Origin of the sequence: Pseudomonas sp. KUIN-1 (assembly GCF_009176725.1) — a bacterium.
GTDB classification, from domain to species: Bacteria; Pseudomonadota; Gammaproteobacteria; order Pseudomonadales; family Pseudomonadaceae; genus Aquipseudomonas; species Aquipseudomonas fragariae.
Genome location: NZ_AP020337.1, coordinates 1154500 through 1174407, shown reverse-complemented (window position 1 = coordinate 1174407; position 19908 = coordinate 1154500). Strand labels below are relative to the sequence as shown.

At 59.2% G+C, this 19908-nt stretch carries 23 protein-coding genes and 1 pseudogene; 16 read left to right on the top strand and 8 right to left on the bottom strand.

Annotated features, from left to right (window positions below; genetic code table 11):
• The first annotated feature begins 13 nt into the window (after positions 1–13).
• Positions 14–886 carry a hypothetical protein gene (locus tag KUIN1_RS05675; RefSeq protein WP_024660897.1) on the top strand — a complete coding sequence of 291 codons (873 nt, stop codon included), beginning with the start codon at positions 14–16 and terminating at the stop codon, positions 884–886.
• A gap of 81 nt (positions 887–967) precedes the next feature.
• Complete coding sequence (locus KUIN1_RS05670; protein WP_011266775.1) at positions 968–1771, top strand: SirB1 family protein; 804 nt, start codon at positions 968–970, stop codon at positions 1769–1771.
• A gap of 229 nt (positions 1772–2000) precedes the next feature.
• Here the strand turns inward: KUIN1_RS05670 and KUIN1_RS05665 are convergent, their stop codons facing one another.
• From KUIN1_RS05665 to KUIN1_RS05655, 3 genes are all read right to left on the bottom strand, one after another.
• Positions 2001–2558 carry a hypothetical protein gene (locus tag KUIN1_RS05665; RefSeq protein ID WP_011266774.1) on the bottom strand — a complete coding sequence of 186 codons (558 nt, stop codon included), beginning with the start codon at positions 2556–2558 and terminating at the stop codon, positions 2001–2003.
• 213 nt (positions 2559–2771) lie between these two features.
• Complete coding sequence (locus KUIN1_RS05660; RefSeq protein ID WP_103754074.1) at positions 2772–3683, bottom strand: SDR family oxidoreductase; 912 nt, start codon at positions 3681–3683, stop codon at positions 2772–2774.
• Positions 3684–3794: 111 nt separating this feature from the next.
• Positions 3795–4247: a flavodoxin gene (locus KUIN1_RS05655; protein WP_024652336.1), complete on the bottom strand. Its 453-nt coding sequence runs from the start codon at positions 4245–4247 to the stop codon at positions 3795–3797.
• A 206-nt stretch (positions 4248–4453) separates the two neighbouring features.
• Between KUIN1_RS05655 and KUIN1_RS05650 the strand changes: the two genes are divergently transcribed.
• The 7 genes from KUIN1_RS05650 to KUIN1_RS05620 all read left to right on the top strand — a co-directional run bounded on the left by KUIN1_RS05650 (position 4454) and on the right by KUIN1_RS05620 (position 8355).
• On the top strand, positions 4454–5059 hold the full coding sequence (locus KUIN1_RS05650; protein WP_004406840.1) for a hypothetical protein: 606 nt from the start codon (positions 4454–4456) through the stop codon (positions 5057–5059).
• A 151-nt stretch (positions 5060–5210) separates the two neighbouring features.
• Positions 5211–5777: an antibiotic biosynthesis monooxygenase gene (locus KUIN1_RS05645; RefSeq protein ID WP_003346204.1), complete on the top strand. Its 567-nt coding sequence runs from the start codon at positions 5211–5213 to the stop codon at positions 5775–5777.
• Between the two features lie 234 nt (positions 5778–6011).
• Positions 6012–6722, top strand: a complete 711-nt coding sequence (gene folM / locus KUIN1_RS05640; protein ID WP_004406842.1) for a dihydromonapterin reductase — start codon at positions 6012–6014, stop codon at positions 6720–6722.
• A 21-nt stretch (positions 6723–6743) separates the two neighbouring features.
• Entirely contained in the window at positions 6744–7307 is a 564-nt protein-coding gene (gene folE / locus KUIN1_RS05635; RefSeq protein ID WP_003346200.1) for a GTP cyclohydrolase I FolE, read from the top strand.
• The gene (gene folX / locus KUIN1_RS05630; RefSeq protein WP_003316983.1) at positions 7307–7678 is read left to right on the top strand and encodes a dihydroneopterin triphosphate 2'-epimerase; all 372 of its coding nucleotides are present in this window, start codon (positions 7307–7309) and stop codon (positions 7676–7678) included. The genes folE and folX overlap by 1 nt, the downstream gene beginning before the upstream one ends.
• Positions 7679–7721: 43 nt before the next feature.
• Complete coding sequence (locus KUIN1_RS05625) at positions 7722–8021, top strand: DUF1244 domain-containing protein (protein WP_003346198.1); 300 nt, start codon at positions 7722–7724, stop codon at positions 8019–8021.
• Complete coding sequence (locus tag KUIN1_RS05620; RefSeq protein WP_004406855.1) at positions 8014–8355, top strand: HopJ type III effector protein; 342 nt, start codon at positions 8014–8016, stop codon at positions 8353–8355. Before KUIN1_RS05625 ends, KUIN1_RS05620 begins: the two co-directional genes overlap by 8 nt.
• Before the next feature lie 113 nt (positions 8356–8468).
• On the opposite strand, the gene trxB is transcribed toward KUIN1_RS05620, so the two are convergent.
• A complete protein-coding gene (gene trxB, locus KUIN1_RS05610; protein ID WP_003316986.1) occupies positions 8469–9431 on the bottom strand; it encodes a thioredoxin-disulfide reductase in 963 nt (320 codons plus the stop codon).
• 375 nt (positions 9432–9806) lie between these two features.
• Here trxB and cysZ point away from each other — a divergent pair, with 375 nt between their 5' ends.
• The 4 genes and pseudogenes from cysZ (at position 9807) to KUIN1_RS05590 (ending at position 13139) form a co-directional block, all read left to right on the top strand.
• Positions 9807–10568: a sulfate transporter CysZ gene (cysZ, locus tag KUIN1_RS05605; protein ID WP_003408742.1), complete on the top strand. Its 762-nt coding sequence runs from the start codon at positions 9807–9809 to the stop codon at positions 10566–10568.
• 195 nt (positions 10569–10763) lie between these two features.
• Positions 10764–11108 (top strand): hypothetical protein, encoded by a 345-nt coding sequence (locus tag KUIN1_RS05600; protein WP_024640126.1) that lies wholly within the window; start codon positions 10764–10766, stop codon positions 11106–11108.
• Positions 11109–11448: 340 nt separating this feature from the next.
• Positions 11449–11737, top strand: a pseudogene (locus KUIN1_RS27935) (hypothetical protein).
• Between the two features lie 181 nt (positions 11738–11918).
• A complete protein-coding gene (locus KUIN1_RS05590) occupies positions 11919–13139 on the top strand; it encodes a glycosyltransferase family 4 protein (RefSeq protein WP_024642125.1) in 1221 nt (406 codons plus the stop codon).
• Here the strand turns inward: KUIN1_RS05590 and KUIN1_RS05585 are convergent.
• The 3 genes from KUIN1_RS05585 to KUIN1_RS05575 form a co-directional block, all read right to left on the bottom strand.
• Positions 13108–14211 carry an NADH:flavin oxidoreductase gene (locus tag KUIN1_RS05585; protein ID WP_103754076.1) on the bottom strand — a complete coding sequence of 368 codons (1104 nt, stop codon included), beginning with the start codon at positions 14209–14211 and terminating at the stop codon, positions 13108–13110. The genes KUIN1_RS05590 and KUIN1_RS05585 overlap by 32 nt on opposite strands.
• Positions 14212–14368: 157 nt before the next feature.
• Positions 14369–14857, bottom strand: coding sequence for a glutathione peroxidase (locus tag KUIN1_RS05580; protein WP_024641116.1), 489 nt, complete (start codon positions 14855–14857; stop codon positions 14369–14371).
• A gap of 131 nt (positions 14858–14988) precedes the next feature.
• Positions 14989–15474 (bottom strand): FKBP-type peptidyl-prolyl cis-trans isomerase, encoded by a 486-nt coding sequence (locus KUIN1_RS05575; RefSeq protein WP_004406868.1) that lies wholly within the window; start codon positions 15472–15474, stop codon positions 14989–14991.
• A gap of 92 nt (positions 15475–15566) precedes the next feature.
• On the opposite strand from KUIN1_RS05575, the gene KUIN1_RS28330 reads away from it, so the two are divergent.
• From KUIN1_RS28330 to KUIN1_RS05560, 3 genes are all read left to right on the top strand, one after another.
• The gene (locus tag KUIN1_RS28330) at positions 15567–15794 is read left to right on the top strand and encodes a DUF3565 domain-containing protein (protein ID WP_080397950.1); all 228 of its coding nucleotides are present in this window, start codon (positions 15567–15569) and stop codon (positions 15792–15794) included.
• A 77-nt stretch (positions 15795–15871) separates the two neighbouring features.
• Entirely contained in the window at positions 15872–17962 is a 2091-nt protein-coding gene (pta, locus tag KUIN1_RS05565) for a phosphate acetyltransferase (RefSeq protein ID WP_003408730.1), read from the top strand.
• A 63-nt stretch (positions 17963–18025) separates the two neighbouring features.
• Positions 18026–18931: an acyltransferase gene (locus KUIN1_RS05560; RefSeq protein ID WP_024640129.1), complete on the top strand. Its 906-nt coding sequence runs from the start codon at positions 18026–18028 to the stop codon at positions 18929–18931.
• A 246-nt stretch (positions 18932–19177) separates the two neighbouring features.
• On the opposite strand, the gene KUIN1_RS05550 is transcribed toward KUIN1_RS05560, so the two are convergent.
• The gene (locus KUIN1_RS05550; RefSeq protein WP_003319364.1) at positions 19178–19867 is read right to left on the bottom strand and encodes an OmpA family protein; all 690 of its coding nucleotides are present in this window, start codon (positions 19865–19867) and stop codon (positions 19178–19180) included.
• Between the last annotated feature and the right edge of the window lie 41 nt (positions 19868–19908).

Below are 19908 nucleotides of genomic sequence, written 5' to 3'. Positions count from 1 at the left end.
CAGGGAGTAATGTTTGAAGGCTCTGGCCGCACTGCTGCGACAGGCAACATTGATCAAGACCTCGGTGGCCGCCCTGCTGGTGGGGGCGATCGCCTTCGGCACCAGCGAGCTGTATCAACTGATCCAGCCCAAGGGCCCGGGCGTGGTCGGCATCGTCTGGCAACCGGATAACGCAACCGTAGGCATAAGCGGCAACTGGGACAGGCTCGGCGCACGGCAATTGCTTGTGCAGTGGACGGCGGTCGATGATCAGGCGTTCATACCGGGCACGCCGATGGCCAGTGTGCCCGTGTTGCCGGACTGGACACGCATCGGCAAGGAGCCGTGGGCGCAGGAGGTGATCCTCGGGCTGGCCGGGTACTTCAGCGAAACCCGCTCACGGGACAATATCGAGCAACTGGCGGTGCTTTCGGCGCAATTGGCCAAGGTGAAAACGCCGCTCAATGTCACCGGCTGGTACTTCCCCGCCGAGGTCGATCCCAGCTGGAGTCGGGCCAAGGAGTTACCCGCACTGTTGGCGAAACTGCCCAGACCGTTATGGATCAGCGTCTACGATGGCGGCAATATCGGGCCCGCCGCCACGGCAGACTGGCTGAAAACCTGGCTGCCGGACGATATCGGCGTGTTCTTTCAGGATGGTGTGGGTGTTTATGCCCGCACCGCCCCGGTTGCCCGAACCTATGCCGATGCCTTGCGCAACAGGCTGGGCAACAATCGCGTAAGGATCATCGTCGAAGCCTTTCGTCCGCAGGTAGGCGGCGGCTTCCGCCCGGCAACGGCGGCCGAACTGAAACCGCAGATCGCCGCATTCGATGGCTATCCGCTGTATCTGTTCGACGGTCCGCACTATGTGACACCCGACCTGATAGAAGCTCTGAACAAGTAGAAACAAGTGGCGCTGGACGAAATTCGCGCACAGGGCTACAAAGAGTCTTCGTACTGGATTTCGAGCCGCACGGAGTGGTCAATGACGCCACGTCAGCATTGCCTGGCCTGCCTGCAACAGACACCGCCCGCGGTGTTTGAAGCTGCGTTATGGGTGTCGACCGAACATGACGCGCACTTCGCCTGGCATGAGGTGATGAGCGAAATGGACCAGTTGCAGCGCCAGATAAATTCAGCGCTGCCTGTCCTGCCTGCGCCTGAACTTGCCCAGCCGCTGTTGCGGCATCTCAACGCCCTGGGTTTTCAGCAGGATGACTGGAACCCTCCCAAACCCGACTCGGCCCTTTTGCACAAGATCGTGCGGCAGCGTCGAGGCCAGCCACTGGGGCTGGCAATGATCGCGCTGGAGATCGCACGACGCCTGGATATCGCACTGGAAGGCGTTAACTTCCCGGGTCACTTCCTGCTGCGCGTGCCGGGTGCCGATCACCTGCTCGACCCCTGCAGCGGGCGCAGGCTCTATCCCGCCGATTGCCGCGAGCTGTTGATCCGGCAGTTCGGCCCGACCATGCAGCTGCGCGCCGAACATATGACACGCGCCACCCCGACCAGCATGCTGCAACGGTTGTCGCGCAACCTGCGGCACCTGCACCAGATCAACGATAATGTCCTCGCGGCGCTCAAGGATGCCGACCGCATCGTCGAACTGGGCCAGGCCACCAGCAGCGATCACCTGGCTCGCGCCAGTCTGTATCAGTTTCTTGAATGCCCGCAGGCCGAACGTTTCGATCTGGAGCGCGCGCTGTTGCTCAGTGAAGACCCACTGCAAAGACTCCAGCTTGCCGAGCGCCTGAGCCATTTATCGGTAAACCACCGCGTTCATTGAGCATCCTGCTCATTCGAGGCGAATTGTTACCTGCCGGGTAATGCTGCATATCCTGCGCGGGGATTTTTCAGACGCGTGATGGCGGTTAACCTGCGCGCGTTAAATCGACGTGGATTTGCAAGCTCCCTTGATCCTGCGTTTTGTTTGGCCGCCGTGCAGGTCTCTGCGCAGCGGCCTTTTTTATTGCCTGCAGGTTTAACGCCTTCAGCCTTCATGCGTGCTGCGTGCCTCAGCCCTTGGCATTCGGCGTTTTTTTGATCAGCCCCTTGCTTTCCATGTCCTTGATCTTGCGCATCTCGTAACTGTCACCCGACTCGGCAAACACCTGAAGATTCTGCAGGATATGGATGGTCTTGATGTAATCAGGCAAGAGCGCGTTGGCGTATGGATCGCCGCTCAGCGCTTTCTCTTTCATGTCGATGATCCGACTGGCAAAAAACTCCAGCGCATTGATTTCCTTGCTGGGGTCGACCAGTTTGCCTTTCTTGTCGAACTCGTCGCCTGCGCGACTCATCAACTCAGCGGTGTGATTATCGATCATGCCGAACTTGTACAGGATCATCCCCGCTCTGTTGAGATCCTTGGGGCTTATCTGTTCAGGATTGAAGCCCTTGAACAGCGGTTTCATCTTGCGTTTTTCCATCGCCAGGGAATTGAGCGCAATCGAATTTTCGCCCACCTCCTGAAGCACCTGGGTCACCTGTGCCGCAGCTTTCTTGACCTTGACGCGTTCAGGAGGCGCCGCGACGTTTACCGGCGGAAAGTCGCCCCATATTGATTTGGCCATGTGTCACTCCAGATATGAATGTGTTCGAACTTCATATCGGGGCCAGCACGGCATGATTGATAGGCGTGCAAAAATCCATACCTGCCCTACAGTGCCACAAGACAGCACTTACATAACTCGGTGAAACTTCTCACACATAATCAAGCCGTCAGCGTGAATAAGCGCGCACGCGCAACCGATAACCGCGGTCTTGCAGCAACTGCCAGAGGCTGTTTATTTAACGTACTTCTGCAGGTTGGCCATCATTTCCTTCAGCGCCTCGCCAGTGTCGGCAGGGTGCGCTGCGTTGGCGAAATCACCCATCGCCTGCCACTGCGCCGCGACGTCTTCCGGGCTGAAGCCTGCCTGCGGGTCGAAACAGGCTCCCTGACTGCGCTGCCAGCGGACCTTGCCGATCCAGCCACCGCCCACTTCGAACAGCTCGCCACTGCTCTGGCATTGTGCGCTGCACAGGTACACCACCAGCGGGCTGACCAGCTCGGGCTTGAGCAGCTCGAAGACATTGGCGGGAATCAGCCCCTCGGTCATGCGTGTACCGCCCGTCGGCGCTATGGCGTTGACGAAGATGCGGTGCTTGCGACCTTCCAGCGCGAGGGTGCGGGTCAGCCCGTAAAGCCCCAGCTTGGCCGTCGCATAATTGGCTTGCCCGAAGTTGCCGTAGATACCGGACGTCGATGACGTGAAGATCACCCGTCCGTCATTCTGCTCGCGCAGATAAGGCCAGGCGGCATGGGTGACCTTATAGGCCCCCTCGACATGGACGCGATAGACCAGGTCCCAGTCGGCGTCCTCCATGTTGGCGAAGGTCTTGTCACGCAGGATGCCAGCGTTGTTGACCAGCACATCGATGCGCCCGAATGCGTCCAGCGCATGCTGCACAATGCGGCCGCCCTCGGTCACCGAATCATGGTTGGCTATTGCAGTGCCGCCTGCCGCGCGAATCTCGGCCACGACGCAATCGGCGGCAGACGCGCTGGCCCCTTCGCCATGCGCAGAACCGCCCAGATCGTTGACCACCACTCGCGCACCGTGTTTCGCAAACAGCAGCGCATGAGCCCGACCCAGCCCACCCCCTGCGCCGGTCACAATCACGACTTTATCGTCAAAACGCACTGACTCGCTCATCGCTGGCTCCATGCCTCAGAAAGACGTTGCGATGAGTGTCGTCCACGCCCTGCACAGCCACAATCAACATCTGCTGTGCTGAATCATTCCCCATAAAGGAGCGCGATATTTTCAGCCCAGATGCTTGATGAACGCTTCCAGCCACGGCTCGGCGTCGGTTTCCGGGGTGACGCTCTCGCTTCCGTCCAGACGCAACATGTCCTGCACTTCGCTAACGCCCAACTCAGCGAACAGTTCGCGCATCTGCTCACCGCCTGCGCAGAAGGTGTCGCCGTAACTGGCATCGCCCAGTGCGATCACCCCACCAGGCAATCCACGCAGCTCGCCTGGCAGACCGTCGCGCAGCGCTGCATAAAGAGGCATGAGGTTGTCGGGCAACTCGCCCATCCCGGTGGTCGACGTCACAGCAAGGAGCGCCTGAGGCTCGAAGGCGAGCAGATCCGGCAGCATAAGGCGCGGATTGACGAGGGTCTCATGGCCGGCGGCACGCAACAGCGCGGCGGCGTGTCTGGCAACTTCCTCGGCCGATCCGTAGACCGTTCCACACACGATGGCGACTTTCATGGTTATTCCAGCAGCAGCTTAAAAAAGTGAAACATTATGCCTTAGAATGCCGTCTGAATTTTCTACGGACCATTCTGCCTTCGGTCTGCCCGAAGAAGCACAGCAGAGCTGAAACACTTGAATGAAAAAATATGACGGATGGCCAGAACACTTTGCGGAATCAATGGTCTGTGTTCTCAATAACCGGTTAGACCGAGCCTCCGCCCATGCAACCTGATTCACTTCTCACCCAGGCTGAGCTGGATTTTATCCAGAGCATGCAGCGCAACCCCCAGTTGAACGTACGTGACAGTACGCGCAGTCTGCTGGTCAATGGCGGCATCCAGATTCAGGATCTGCTGACAAAGCTGGCCGCTCATGAGCAGGTCACGATTCATGCGCAGTTCGAGAATCAGCAGATGAATTTCCCTCTGCATCTGGTCGAGGACGAATTCCACGCACTGCATCTGGAGCTCGGCGCGCCGAGTATCTTCGAAGAAGGTCCGAAGATCCGCCCATGGCGACTCGTGCTGGAAGAGCCGATCCCTCTCGAAACCGAAAAGGGCGCACTGAGAGCGCTGTGGGTCCACGAGTTGTCGTTCAAGGGCGTACTGCTCGAGTACCGCAAGGAAGGCAAGCTGCCGAGAAACTTTTCAGCCTGGTTCAACCCGCCGGGTCAAGCGCCTATTCCAATGCGCGGCAAGCTGGAGCGAATGATCGGGCAAAACGTCGGTGCCTATCACTTCAGCAAGCATGGCAAGGACGATGCCGAGCGCCTGCGTCAGTACATCCTGCAAGAGCATCGTCGCAAACATCCGTCCCTGCACAAGTAACCCGCCTGCCCGGCAACGCTCTACCGGTCTCTCAGCGTTTCAGGAATAATCCTTGCTTGCTGTTCACGTGAAGCTGTCGCTATCCACCATCCCGGATCGCGGCATGTGACCTCCCTACCCGGGAATTTCACGCCTCTACCGGAGATATACAATGTCTACCTCACCCGTCACCTTGATGGTTGCCCGCCGCGTGGCGCAGGGTCGTTACCATGAAATGATGGCCTGGCTGCACGAAGGCGAACAGTTGGCCACGGACTTTCCGGGGTATCTGGGTTCAGGGGTACTGGCTCCCCCGCCCGGCGATGACGAATTTCAGATCATTTTCCGCTTCACCGATGAGCACACCATGCACGCCTGGGAGCATTCCGCCTCTCGGCGCTCCTGGCTGGTGCGCGGCAGCGGTCTTTTCGCACAACCCTCGGAGCATCGGGTCAGCGGTATCGACGGCTGGTTCGGCGCAATCGATCAGCGCCCGCCACGCTGGAAACAGGCCGTCGCGATCTGGCTGGCGTTCTTCCCCGTGTCGCTGATCTTCAACTTTCTGCTGGGCCCGTTGCTCAATCATCTGGACCTGTTGCCGCGCATCATGATCAGCACCGCGGTGCTCACCCCGCTGATGGTCTACCTGTTCATCCCGCTGTCCACGCGCCTGCTGGCACCCTGGCTACAGAGCACGCCTGCACCGGCACGCCCGACGCAATCACCTTCCCCTCGCTAAGCTCATAAAGACCTGTACACCCCCTACCCTTCGGTACAGGTCTTGGTCGCTCCTCGCTCCCTCTCATTTCCCCGGCCATCCCGTGCCCAGCGGCTGCGCGCGCTGGCTTGACGAGTTTCATGATACCCAGGGTTGTACAAAAAAATTCTCTGGTATAACTTTGCCTGTAATCTGGAAGAAACAATCGACCGTACAATCCCCGTCCACTCCCGATAACCGATACGTGAGCTGTCGATGGCAATCTCTTCTGCACCTGTCCTGATCACCGGCGCCAGCCAGCGCGTAGGTCTGCATTGCGCCTTGCGTCTGCTCGAACACGGGCAACGGGTGATCATCAGTTACCGCACCGAGCATGAAAGTGTGACGGAATTGCGCCAGGCTGGAGCGGTGGCCATCCACGGGGATTTTTCCTGCGAGGCCGGGATCATGGCCTTTATCGAGCTGTTGAAAACCCAGACCTCAAGCCTGCGGGCCATTGTCCACAATGCTTCCGAGTGGCTGGCAGAAACACCGGGCGATGAAGCCGACAACTTCACCCGCATGTTCAACGTGCACATGCTGGCGCCCTACCTGATCAACCTGCATTGCGAGTCGTTGCTGACCGCCAGTGAGGTCGCTGACATCGTGCATATCAGCGATGACGTGACCCGCAAGGGCAGCAGCAAGCACATCGCCTACTGCGCAACCAAGGCCGGCCTGGAAAGCCTGACGCTGTCCTTCGCTGCCAGGTTCGCCCCGCTTGTCAAAGTCAACGGCATAGCACCGGCGCTGTTGATGTTTCAACCCAAGGATGATGCGGCCTACCGCGCCAACGCCCTGGCCAAATCGGCCCTGGGCATAGAGCCTGGTGCAGAGGTGATTTACCAGAGCCTGCGTTATCTTCTGGACAGCACCTATGTCACCGGCACAACACTGACCGTAAACGGCGGACGGCACGTCAAGTAAGCCGCCCCGAGGATCATTCTGATGAGTTCGTCCCTGCCCCAGCACTATCGAGACATTCTGCTCGGCCTTGGTGAAGATCCAGACCGCGAAGGTCTGCTGGACACGCCGAAACGCGCTTCCAAAGCCATGCAGTACCTGTGTCATGGCTACACCCAGAGCGTCGAAGAAATCGTCAATGGCGCGCTGTTCGCCTCCGATAACGATGAGATGGTCATCGTCCAGAACATCGAGTTGTACTCGCTTTGCGAGCACCACCTGCTGCCGTTCATAGGCAAGGCGCATGTCGCCTACATTCCGACCGGCAAGGTGCTGGGTCTGTCGAAGATCGCACGCATCGTCGACATGTTTGCCCGCCGTCTGCAGATTCAGGAAAATCTGACCAAACAGATTGCCGATGCGATTCAGAAAGTCACCGGAGCCGCCGGTGTAGCGGTGGTCATCGAAGCCCAGCACATGTGCATGATGATGCGCGGCGTCGAAAAGCAGAATTCGACCATGAATACGTCAGTGATGCTCGGCGCCTTCCGTGACTCGAGCACCACGCGCATGGAGTTTCTGCAATTGATCGGACGGAGCAGACAATAATGGCAAGACTCGAACCTGGCACCGCACGCATCCGCGTCAAGGACCTGCGCCTGCGCACGTTCATCGGCATCAACGAGGACGAAATCCTCAACAAACAGGACGTGCTGATCAACCTGACGATTCTGTATGCCGCTCAGGAAGCCGTGCGGGATAACGACATCGAGCATGCCCTCAACTATCGCACCATCACCAAGGCCATCATCCAGCATGTCGAGGGTAATCGCTTTGCCCTGCTGGAACGACTGACCCAGGAAGTGCTGGACCTGGTGATGAGCCACGAGGCGGTAACCTACGCTGAAGTGGAAGTCGACAAGCCGCACGCCCTGCGCTTTGCCGAATCGGTATCGATCACGCTCGCCGGTCAACGCTGAAACTCTTATCATGACCTCAACCGTCAACTGAAAAGAGCCCGTCATGACCGAGCAAGAACGCCTCGAACTCGAAGCCGCAGCCTTCCGCCGACTGGTCGCGCATCTGGACAGCCGCAAGGATGTCCAGAACATCGACCTGATGAACCTGTCCGGCTTCTGCCGCAATTGCCTGTCCAAGTGGTACAAGGCCGCTGCTGACGAAAAGCAGATCGACCTCAGCCTCGATGATGCGCGTGAAGTGGTTTATGGCATGCCGTACAGCGAGTGGAAAGCCCGCTACCAGAAAGAAGCGAACGCCGAACAACAGGCGGCGTTCGTCAAGGAAACCAAACAACATGACTGACCTGAATTCCCTGCGCACCAGCCTGAGCAGCGGCGAGCATGCGTTTGCCGACACCCTGGCATTCATCGCCGACGGCTATGACTACCAGCCTCAGGCCTTCAGAAACGGCGACGTCGACAATGCTGCCGGGCAAAACGAAGGGTCGTGCAAGACCCTGGGCCTGGCATTGCTGGAAGGCTTGACTGACGAAGAGGCACTGCTGGCATTCGGCGAGCATTACCGCTCGGTGCAAGCCACACCTGAAGGCAGCGACCACGGCAATATCCGTGCGCTGATGGCGAATGGTCTGGCGGGTGTGAAGTTTGCAGGCGAGCCGCTCAAGCGCAAGGCTTGATCAGAGCTTGAGCACCGCTGCTCCTTGTCGCGCGGCGCAGATATATCCAGCAGAGCGCAGCGAACTTCGTGCCAATGCAAAGCATTGGCACGAAGTGAATCAGACGGCAACGATCAGAACGATACGTCAGCCAGCCCGTCCAGGTAGCGCTCGACATCGAGTGCCGCCATGCAGCCGGCACCGGCCGAGGTAATGGCCTGGCGATACACGTGGTCGGCCACGTCGCCGGCCGCGAATACGCCTTCGACGCTGGTCGCTGTGGCGTTGCCTTCACGGCCACCCTGCACAACCATGTAACCGTCCTTCAAGGCCAGCTGGCCGTCGAACAACGAGGTGTTAGGCGTGTGGCCGATCGCGATGAACACGCCGTCGACTTTCAGCTCGCTGCTGCTGCCGTCGTTGTTCTTCAGGCGCGCACCGGTCACGCCCATGTTGTCACCCAGGACCTCGTCCAGCGTGGCGTTGAGCTTGAGTTCGATCTTGCCCTCGGCGACACGCGCGTGCAGCTTGTCGATCAGGATCTTCTCGGCACGGAAGGTTTCGCGACGGTGAACCAGGGTCACCTTGCTGGCGATGTTGGCCAGATACAGCGCCTCTTCCACCGCGGTGTTACCCCCACCGACCACCGCGACTTCACGGTTGCGATAGAAGAAACCGTCGCAGGTGGCGCAGGCAGAAACACCCTTGCCCATGAACGCTTCTTCTGAAGGCAGGCCCAGGTAGCGGGCGCTGGCGCCGGTGGCAATGATCAGGGCGTCGCAGGTGTAGGTCGCGCTATCGCCCTGCAGGCTGAACGGCTTGCCGGCCAGATCAACCGAATTGATGTGGTCGAAGACGATTTCAGTCTCGAAACGCTCGGCATGCTCACGCATGCGTTCCATCAGGGCAGGACCGGTCAGGCCGTGCGGGTCGCCTGGCCAGTTATCAACTTCTGTAGTCGTGGTCAATTGGCCGCCAGCCTGCATGCCGGTGATCAGCAGGGGCTTGAGGTTGGCGCGAGCGGCGTAGACCGCAGCGCTGTAACCGGCAGGGCCGGAACCGAGAATGATCACTCGGGAATGACGTACGTCTGACATGACACACTCCTATCGACCGACCGTTTACGCCGCGGTCGGGACGGCTGGATAAAAAGGACCACCGAAACGCTTGGGGAAGCGTCATTTGCTTCGGCGGGTCCTGAAAATTCTGACCTGAAGGACAGGTCCTGGATTGCCGAACAGCCTATCGGGGCCGCAGAGGTTAAGGAAATATCGTTTCACAATCCACCCTATAGGTCACTTCTATAGCGTGGGCGCCTGAAAGCAGCGCATGGGTGACGAGCCATTCGGATAATCTTCCTTCGCCAAGGATACGCCACAAGTCTGGCATGCTCAAAAACCGTCGGCGCTCAGCTCTTTCATGGCCATCACAAAGCCGGTAAGGTCACGCCTTTCAAGCACTCGGAGACTCCCATGCCCGCTCCCGCCCTTACCGGCCCGCAATACCTGAGAGAGGGCCTGAAACTGGTCCTCAGCCCAGGCTTGCGCTTGTTCGTTCTACTGCCATTGAGCATCAATGTGGTGTTGTTCTGCGGCCTGATCTATCTGGCGGTGCATCAGTTCGAGCTGTGGGTCGACACCTTCATGCCGACCCTGCCTCATTGGCTGAGCTTTCTCAGTTACATCCTCTGGCCACTGTTCGTGGCGCTGGTGCTGCTGATGGTGTTTTTCACCTTCACCGTAGTCGCCAACATCATCGCCGCGCCATTCAACGGGTTTCTGTCCGAAAAGGTCGAAGCCGTGGTTCGTGGCGTAGACGAATCGCCCGATTTCAGCTGGGCCGAACTGGTCGCCATGGTGCCCCGCACCCTGGCCCGCGAAGCACGCAAGCTGGGCTACATGTTGCCGCGCATGCTCGGCCTGTTCATCCTGTCGTTCATCCCGGTCGCCAACATCATCGCCGCCCCGCTATGGCTATTGTTCGGGGTGTGGATGATGGCGATCCAGTACATCGACTACCCCGCCGACAACCACAAACTGGGCTGGAACGAAATGCTCGGCTGGCTGAAGAGCAAACGCTGGCAGAGCCTGAGCTTCGGCGGCATCGTCTACGTTGCCTTGCTGATCCCGGTGGTCAACCTGCTGATGATGCCTGCTGCAGTGGCCGGTGCAACGCTGTTCTGGGTGCGCGAGCGCGGCGCGGATGCGTTGCCGGTGACTCACGCACGCGGCTGACACGCGGCTGAATGGCGACATGCCGGACCGCGCCATGCGGTTCGGCACACCCGAAGAAAAAAATCACACACATATAAATATGCACCGCAACTCAACCTGCCAGTTGGGGCTAAATGGGGCCTCAACCAACCCGTTCATGTGAAGCCACCTTCCATGAAACCAGGCGACACATGAACTTAACAAGGAAGTTAAATCATGAATGCTCAAGTAAATCCTGCTGCACTGGCCGCTGACAACGCTACCGTTCAGGAAAAGATCCGCGCCTTTCTGGTCAGTGAACTGGCCGAATGGTCGATCAACCCGGACAACGTGTACATCAACGGTGTGAACGACCCCGAAGAGCGCATCGTCATCAGCTCCACTTCGCTGACTGCCGAAGCTGAAAACCGTGTTTTCGAGAAAGACGCCCCTGCCTACTCCACCCGCACCGCCGGCCTGTTCACCGTGGCGTATTCGTATGCCGATGAACATCGTCTGGCGGCACCGGATCTGGCCAAAGTGGGCGAAGTGATCGGCCAACTGGTTCGTGATCTGGGCTGAGTGCCCCGCTTGACCGGCTGAGTGACGACTACGCCTGAGAGCGTGCCGAACAGATAACGAGTTATCTGTTCGGCACTTCGGCGTTAAAAGGGAGGCTTCTTACAGCTATATATCAGTATTCCCACAACCAGCTTATATAACTCCATTCCGTGTAACGGCAACAGCTTGCCGCAAGCAGACACTATTTGCCGAGATATGAAAAAACATTACACGTAGGAATATTGCGTAGGACATATCTTCCCGAACTCGAATACAAGATCGCAACGGTGTAGGAACAACCAATACATTAAATATGGCATTATCCTTGCTCTCCTGATTGAAAAAAACAGGAGTAATCGCTATGGAAATAAAAACAGAATCTGTCGCAGAACAACTCTCCTCCTACCGACCGGCATCCCTCGAAAGACTACCGGAAAACCGTTCAGGTCGGTTTGCAAACCTGTTGAACGATGCCATCACACAGACAGAGAAAAAACCCCCAGCCGCAGCACCCGCAACACTCGGCAATGCCCCGCTCGACTCGCTTCATGGATAGCATGACTATCGAACAACGCAGATCCAGTGTGGAGGATAAAGACTTCGTGCCTATGCCTGCGGCAATGGAACGTGCGCGAGGGATTTTCAAATGACCCATACCGACAATGTTTCGCCATTTCCTAATGTAACCCCATTGGGTTGTACAGCCTATGCGTTTACCTATTAACTATTCCGCGCAGTCTCACGCCAACTTGCTCACCTTACCGACGCCCTATCACCAATCCATCACACAACCGCCACATAACCGAAATGTAATCAGTCGACACTGCTCTCATGAGCCAAATTCTTAATGTCACCCTGATCACTGAAACCTTTACTCCCGAGATCAACGGCGTCGCCAATACCCTGGGGCGGCTGTGTGAAGGGTTGCGGTTGCGTGGGCATCGGGTCGAGCTGGTCCGGCCACGTCAGAACGACGAGATCGGCGCGGGCACTGCAGAGGATCTGCTGCTCTGCCGGGGCTGGCCGATACCGGGTTACCCGGGGTTGCAGTGGGGTCAGTCTTCGATGCACAAGCTGCTGCGGCGCTGGCAGCGGCGTCGGCCGGATGTGCTGTACATCGCCACGGAAGGGCCGCTGGGGCTCTCGGCACTGCGCGCAGCGCGGCGCCTGGGGATTGCGGTGATCAGTGGCTTCCATACCAACTTCCCGCAGTACACGCAGCAGTACGGCATGGGGTTCATCACCCGCTTGCTGACGCACTACCTGCGCTGGTTCCACAATCGCTCGCGCATGACGCTGGTGCCGAGCATCAGTCAGAAGGTCGAGCTGGAGCGGCGTGGCTTTGAGAGGATCGAGCTGTTGTCACGTGGCGTCGACAGTCAATTGTTCAGCCCGTCCAGACGCTCGCAGCCTTTGCGAGAGAATTGGGGTCTGCAACCCGATGATGTCGCGGTCCTGCATGTCGGCCGCCTTGCCCCCGAAAAAAACCTGAGCCTGCTCAAAGCCTGTTTCGAGGCGCTCAAGGACAGTTACCCGCAGCGTAATCTGAAATTGGTGGTCGTTGGCGACGGGCCTCAACGCGCGCAGCTGGAGCAGCAAATTCCGGAGGCGATTTTCTGCGGGACGCAGCGCGGCGAGGTGCTGGCGACGCACTATGCCTCGGCCGATATGTTTCTGTTTCCCAGCCTCACCGAAACCTTCGGCAATGTGGTTCTCGAAGCACTGGCCTCAGGCCTGGGGGTGGTCGCCTACGATGAAGCCGCAGCCGGGCAGCATATCCGCCATGGCCACAACGGTGCGTTGGCCATGCCGGGTGACGAGGCGGCGTTCATCGACGCGGCACGCTGGTTGCTGGAGGATAGTGAGACGCTGCGCCGCGTGCGTCTCAACGCCCGGCAGCATGCCAGCCGCCAGGGCTGGACAGCGGTCATCGATCAGTTCGAGCGTCAATTGCGCGAGGCCTGCCCGAGCCAGAACGCTGCAAGCGTCAAAGAGATCAGGTCGGTAGCCAGCAAGAAAATCAGACCAGTGTCGTCAGTGCGTCTCGACTGAAGGGCAGGATGTCCTGCTCGCGCCCCTCGCGCACTTTCAGTGCCCAATCAGGATCGACCAGCAGCGCGCGCCCCACCGCCACCAGATCGAACTCGTCGTTGCCCAGTCGCTTCAGCAGATTTTCCAGGCTGGCCGGTTGAGCGACCTTGTCGGTGTTGACCATGAATTGCAGGAACTCGCCGTCCAGTCCGACGCTGCCGACTGTGATGGTCGGTTTGCCGGTCAGCTTGCGCGTCCAGCCCGCCAGGTTCAGGTCGGAGCCTTCAAACTCAGGCTCCCAGAAACGCCGGGTAGAGCAATGAAATATATCCACACCTGCATCGGCCAGAGGCTGCAGGAACTCGCCCAGCGCCTCGGGCGTTTGCACCAGGCGCGCGGTGTAATCCTGCTGTTTCCATTGTGAGAAACGGAAAATGATCGGGTAGTCCGGGCCTACTGCGCCGCGCACGGCCTTGATCAGTTCGAGGGCAAACCGTGAGCGGTTGGCGAGGCTGCCGCCGTACTCGTCGCTGCGCTGATTGCTGCCCTCCCAAAAGAACTGATCGATCAGGTAACCATGAGCCCCATGAATTTCGACACCGTCCATGCCAATCGCCCTGGCATCGGCGGCAGCCTGGGCAAAGGCCGCTACGACCTCGTCGATGTCCTGCTTGCTCATGCCATGCACCAGCACCTGACCGTCCTTGACCTTCTCCATCGGCCCGTAGGCAGGCACGCTGCCGTCCGGCTCGGTGCCAGGACGGCGAACTGCGCCGACGTGCCAGAGTTGCGGGACGATCTTGCCGCCCTCCGCATGCACCGCCTCGACCACCTTGCGCCAGCCGGCAAGCGGCGCTTCGCCGAAAAACTGCGGGACATTCGGATAGCCGTTGGAGGCCTTGTGATTGACCGTCGTACCTTCGGTGATAATCAGCCCGACGCCTGCAGCAGCGCGCCGCCGGTAGTACTCGACGACCTTCGAGTTAGGCACGTGCCCTGGCGAGAACGAGCGGGTCATGGGCGCCATGACCACACGCGAGGACAGCTCCAGGCTGCCCAGACGGAAAGGCGTGAACAAGGCTTCTGCCGACATGCGCAACTCCTGTGAAATGGTCGATTGCCATCAGGCGCGCAGAATATCGCCGGGCGTCAGCAGTGGCCCAGTACTATTGATCTGGCTGATTTGAGTTCAGAAGCGACGAGCGCGCAAGAAAGCCGGGCGAATGCTAAATGCTACCCCGGCTCTACGATCAGCTTTGCGCCAGGGCCTTTTCGATGGCCTGGATCACCGCAGGATCATCCGGAGTGGTACGCGGAGAAAAACGTGCGCTTACACCGCCGTTCTTGCCAACCAGAAACTTTTCGAAGTTCCAGGTGATATCCCCGGGAAACTCGGCACCCTCGCCCGCCAGCAAACGGTAAAGCGAGTGCCGGTTGGGGCCGTTGACGTCGAGTTTTTCACCCAGCGTAAACGTCACGCCATAGTTGAGTTGGCAAAACTCGGCGATGTCTTGCTCGGTACCCGGTTCCTGCCCGGCAAACTGGTTGCACGGCAGACCCAGTATCTCCAGGCCCTGGTCCTTGTACTGCTGATAGAGGTTTTCAAGTGCCGCGTACTGCGGTGTCAGCCCGCATTTGGACGCGACGTTGACTACCAGAACCACTTTTTTTCTGAAATTCGCCAGCGGCAGTTCCTGGCCACCCAGCGCTTTCAATTTGATGTCGTGAAAAGCACTCATGAGAACCCCTTTTGAAACAAGTCGCCCCAGGCTACAACCCGAAAAAAGGCACCGTGACCGCACGCGTAACGAAAGTCGTCATCGCAGAACAGCCAGGGCGCCTTTTCAGTGCCTGAGCTTAGCAGCACAAATCAGTGTTGATGACCGCCTTCGCCGTGAACATGGCCGTGAGCCATTTCTTCTTCACTGGCATCACGGATGGCCACAACCTTCACGTCGAAGTTCAGGCGCTGACCCGCGAGCGGATGGTTGCCGTCAACAGTGACGTCGTCGCCATCCAGATCACGGATGGTCACGATCTGCATGCCGCCATCCGGGCCGGAAGCGTGAAACTGCATGCCGACTTCAAGCTTGTCGACGCCTTCGAACATGCTGCTGCTCAGGGTGCTGACCAGTTCGGCCGAGTACTCGCCGTAGGCGTCTTCGGGCTCGACGGCGACTTTCACCTGCTCGCCTACTTCCTTGCCTTCCAGTGCCTTTTCCAGGCCCGGGATGATGTTGCCTGCACCTTGCAGGTAAACCAGCGGCGCACCACCGGCAGAACTGTCGATGACCTCACCAGCGTCGTTGGTCAGGGTATAGTCAATGGAGACAGCCTTATTGGCGGCGATCGGCATGGGGACAAGACCTTTTGCTTAAGATTGAAGAACGGGCAAGTTTAACCAAGCAATCGCCCGAAAGCGAACGCAACTCTGACGGACGGCCCTGATTGGAAAGTTCAACCGTTATCGGTTTCAGCCAGGATGAAGAAGGGCACTGGATTGCGCTACTGTCCTGCGGCCACACTCAGCACCTGCGTCATCAGCCTCCCTGGCAGTCACGCGCCTGGGTACTGGATCCTGCACAGCGTCAACAGATGACCGGTAAAGCCTTTCTTTGCGGCTGGTGTGCGAACGCTGCGGATAACGATAGTCTTGCGGCAGAGAAATCGCGTTAGACGGTTTCCGGACTTTTTCGGTCGGCAGCGGTTCCCTATGTGCTGCGACCCTTGCACTGCTCAATCGAGAAGCCAGTATGCAGACTTTTTTTATCGCCCCCACTGACTTTGGCGTGGGGTTGACCTCCATCAGCCTGGGACTGGTGCGCACGCTGGAGCGCGCTGGTTTGAAAGTAGGCTTTTTCAAACCGATCGCCCAGCCACATCCCGGCGATCTGGGCCCCGAGCGCTCGACCGAACTGATGGCTCGCACCCATGGCCTCAAGCCGCCCAAGCCTCTGGGACTTGCGCATGTCGAGCGCATGCTCGGTGATGGTCAACTGGATGAACTGCTCGAAGAGATCATCAATCTTTATCAGCAGGCAGCTGTCGGCAAGGACGTGCTGGTCGTCGAAGGCATGGTCCCGACCCGCAGCGCGAGCTATGCCGCACGGGTCAATCTGCATTTGGCCAAGAGCCTGGATGCCGAAGTCATTCTGGTCTCTGCTCCGGAAAACGAAGTGCTCGCCGATCTGTCGGGCAGGGTCGAATTGCAGGCCCAGCTGTTTGGCGGCCCCAAGGATCCCAAGGTGCTGGGCGTGATACTCAACAAGGTGCGCACCGAAGAAAGCATGGAAGTCTTCGCCTCGCGCCTGAAAGAGCACTCCCCCTTGCTGCGCAGCGGCGACTTTCGCCTGCTGGGCTGCATTCCGTATCGCGCCGAACTCAACGCACCGCGTACCCGCGATGTGGCCGAGCTGCTCGGCGCGCAGGTGCTGAACGCAGGCGACTACGATCAGCGCCGCATGACCAGAATCATCATTTGTGCGCGGACCGTGCTCAATACGGTTCCACTGCTCAAGCCGGGGGTGCTGGTGGTGACGCCGGGCGACCGCGACGACATCATCCTGGCGGTGAGCCTTGCAGCCATAAACGGCGTACCGCTGGCCGGTCTGCTGCTGACCAGCGATACCGTGCCCGACCCACGCATCATGGAGCTGTGCCGCGGCGCACTGCAGGCGGGGCTGCCGGTGCTGTCGGTCAGCAGCGGTTCGTATGACACGGCCAATCGCCTGAATCAGTTGAACAAGGAAATCCCCATCGATGACCGCGAGCGCGCGGAAAACATCACCGATTTCGTTGCCAGTCATCTGGACGCCAACTGGCTGCACCAGCGCTGCGGTACACCCCGCGAGCTGCGCCTGTCGCCTGCGGTGTTTCGCTATCAGTTGATCCAGCGCGCGCAGGCGGCCAACAAGCGCATCGTGCTGCCTGAAGGCAACGAACCGCTGACCATTCAGGCTGCCGCCATCTGCCAGGCGCGCGGTATCGCGCGTTGCGTGTTGCTGGCCAGGCCCGAGGAAGTGCATGCCGTTGCGCAGGCGCACGGCATCGAGCTGCCGCAGGGGCTGGAAATTCTTGACCCGGACCTGATTCGTGAACGCTACGTTGCGCCGATGGTGGAACTGCGCAAAAGCAAAAGCCTGAACGCGCCCATGGCTGAGCAACAGCTCGAAGACCCGGTGGTGATCGGTACGGTGATGCTCGCGCTGGATGAGGTCGACGGGCTGGTGTCCGGCGTCATTCACTCCACCGCCAACACCATCCGCCCGGCCCTGCAACTGATCAAGACCGCGCCAGGCTGCACGCTGGTGTCTTCAGTGTTCTTCATGCTCTTTCCCGAGCAGGTGCTGATGTACGGCGACTGCATCATGAACCCGCATCCGAGTGCCAGCGAGCTGTCCGAGATTGCCTTGCAGAGCGCCGATTCGGCCACTGCGTTCGGCATCTCGCCGCGTGTGGCGATGATCAGCTATTCCAGCGGCAACTCGGCCAGCGGCGAAGAAGTCGAAAAGGTCCGCGAAGCGACGCAACTGGCACGCGAAACCCGCCGCGATCTATTGATCGACGGGCCGCTGCAGTATGATGCGGCCGCAAACGAACAGGTCGCCCGGCAGCTGGCTCCAGACAGCGCGGTCGCAGGACGCGCCAACGTGTTCGTGTTCCCCGACCTGAACACCGGCAATACCACGTACAAGGCGGTGCAACGCAGTGCCGACTGTGTGAGCCTCGGCCCGATGCTGCAGGGCCTGCGCAAACCGGTAAACGATCTGCCGCGCGGCGCGCAGGTCGACGACATTGTCTACACCATCGCGCTGACAGCCATACAGGCCGACACGCTGTCCTGATACCTGACCCGAGTGCCGCAGAGCAGTCTGCGGCTTCCGATAACTTGCGGAGCCATCTTCCTAATGGATTTCCTGCCTGCCCCGTTACGCGGCGTCATTGCCTCGCTGTTGCTGGCGCTGAACACCATCGTCTGCTGCACGGTGCTGTTCGCGGTCACGATCCTCAAGATCTGCCTGCCCTTCTCTGCGGCACAGCGCTTCACCGACTGGCTGATGAGCCACATCCATGAAACCTGGATCGGCAACAACAATGCCTGGATCAGACTGCTGTGCCACACCCGCTGGCACCTGAGCGGTCTGGAAGGGCTGGATTACCAGCACTCGTATCTGGTCACCAGCAATCACCAGAGCTGGGTCGACATCATGGTCTTGCAGTACGTGCTCAACCGACGTATTCGCCCCTTGAAGTTTTTCCTCAAGCAGGAGTTGATCTGGGTTCCAGTGATCGGTCTGGCGTGGTGGGCGCTGGGCTTTCCGTTCATGAAGCGCTACTCCAAGGCGTACCTTGCCAAACACCCAGAAAAGAAAGGCAAGGACCTGGAAACCACTCGCCGCACCTGCGCGAAGTTTCGCCATAACCCGGTGGGGATTTTCAACTTCGCAGAAGGCACGCGCTTCACGGCCGGCAAACACGCGCAACAGAACTCACCCTTCCGCCACCTGCTCAAACCCAAGGCCGGCGGCATTGCCTTCGTGCTCGATGCGATGGGCGAACAGCTGGAATCGATCATCAACGTGACCATCCACTACCCTGGCGGACAACCCGGCTACTGGGACCTGCTGTGCGGCAACGTGAAGGAAGTGGTCGCCCACTTCGAAGAGATCAAAATCCCGCAGCAGTTTCTAGGCAAAAATTACGACCAGGACGGCGAATACCGCCTGGAATTCCAGCAGTGGATCAATACGCTATGGGAAGAGAAAGACCGACTGCTGGACAGCCTGCATGAGCAGTATCCGGCGCCGCATTGATATTGACTTGTGGGAAGTGGAAGCGAGCTTGCTCGCGAAGAGGCCATCAAGGCCGCCGCAAGCCTGACGTTTCAGCCATCCATCGTGCCAATGCTCCGCGTTGGCATGCCGTTCTGGACGCTCTGCGTCCTCTTTGCGACGCAGAGCGTCGCGAACTGCATTGCCACGCTGGAGCGTGAGGAACGATGATCTCAACTATCGTGCTGATACTCTGCGTCCGCTGTCAGGTGGACGCAGCGGTGTCGATCAGTACTGCTGACCCGGAATCGGCTTGAGGTTGACCTCTACGCGACGGTTCTGGGCGCGGCCGTTGACGTCGGCGTTGCTGGCAATCGGTTGATCAGGCCCTGCACCGCGCACTGACAGGTGCGCTTGATCGACGCCCTGCGAGGTCAGGTAAGTCGCGACGCTCTGGGCGCGCTGTTGCGACAGGTCCATGTTGTGCTGGCGGCTGCCGGTGCTGTCGGTGTAACCGACGATTTCAATGTTGTTCTGGTTGAACTGCTTGAGCGAGCTGGCCAGATTGTTGAGCGGCGAATAGAAGCTGCTGGCAATGGCCGAAGAGTCCGTCGCGAACGTGATGTTACCCGGCATGATCAGTTTGATCTGGTCACCCTGACGCTGTACCTCGACACCGGTGTTGGCCATGCTCTCGCGCAGCGCAGCTTCCTGCTTGTCTGCGTAGTAGCCATAACCCGCCGATGCGGCACCTGCCACTGCTGCGCCAATCAGGGCACCCTTGCCGCGATGATTGTGATCGATGGCCGCGCCGGCTACCGCACCGGCCAATGCGCCGAGTCCGCCGTACTTGGCCGTTTTGCTCATACCACCGGAGCTTTGCGCCTGGCCTTGATTGTCATAGGGATTGGATGTTGCACAGCCGGAAAGCATGGCTACGGCGGTGGCAACAATGATCAAACGACGCGAGGTAAACATTCAGGTGCTCCTGGTTTTGACGAACGCTGGTAACCGGATTA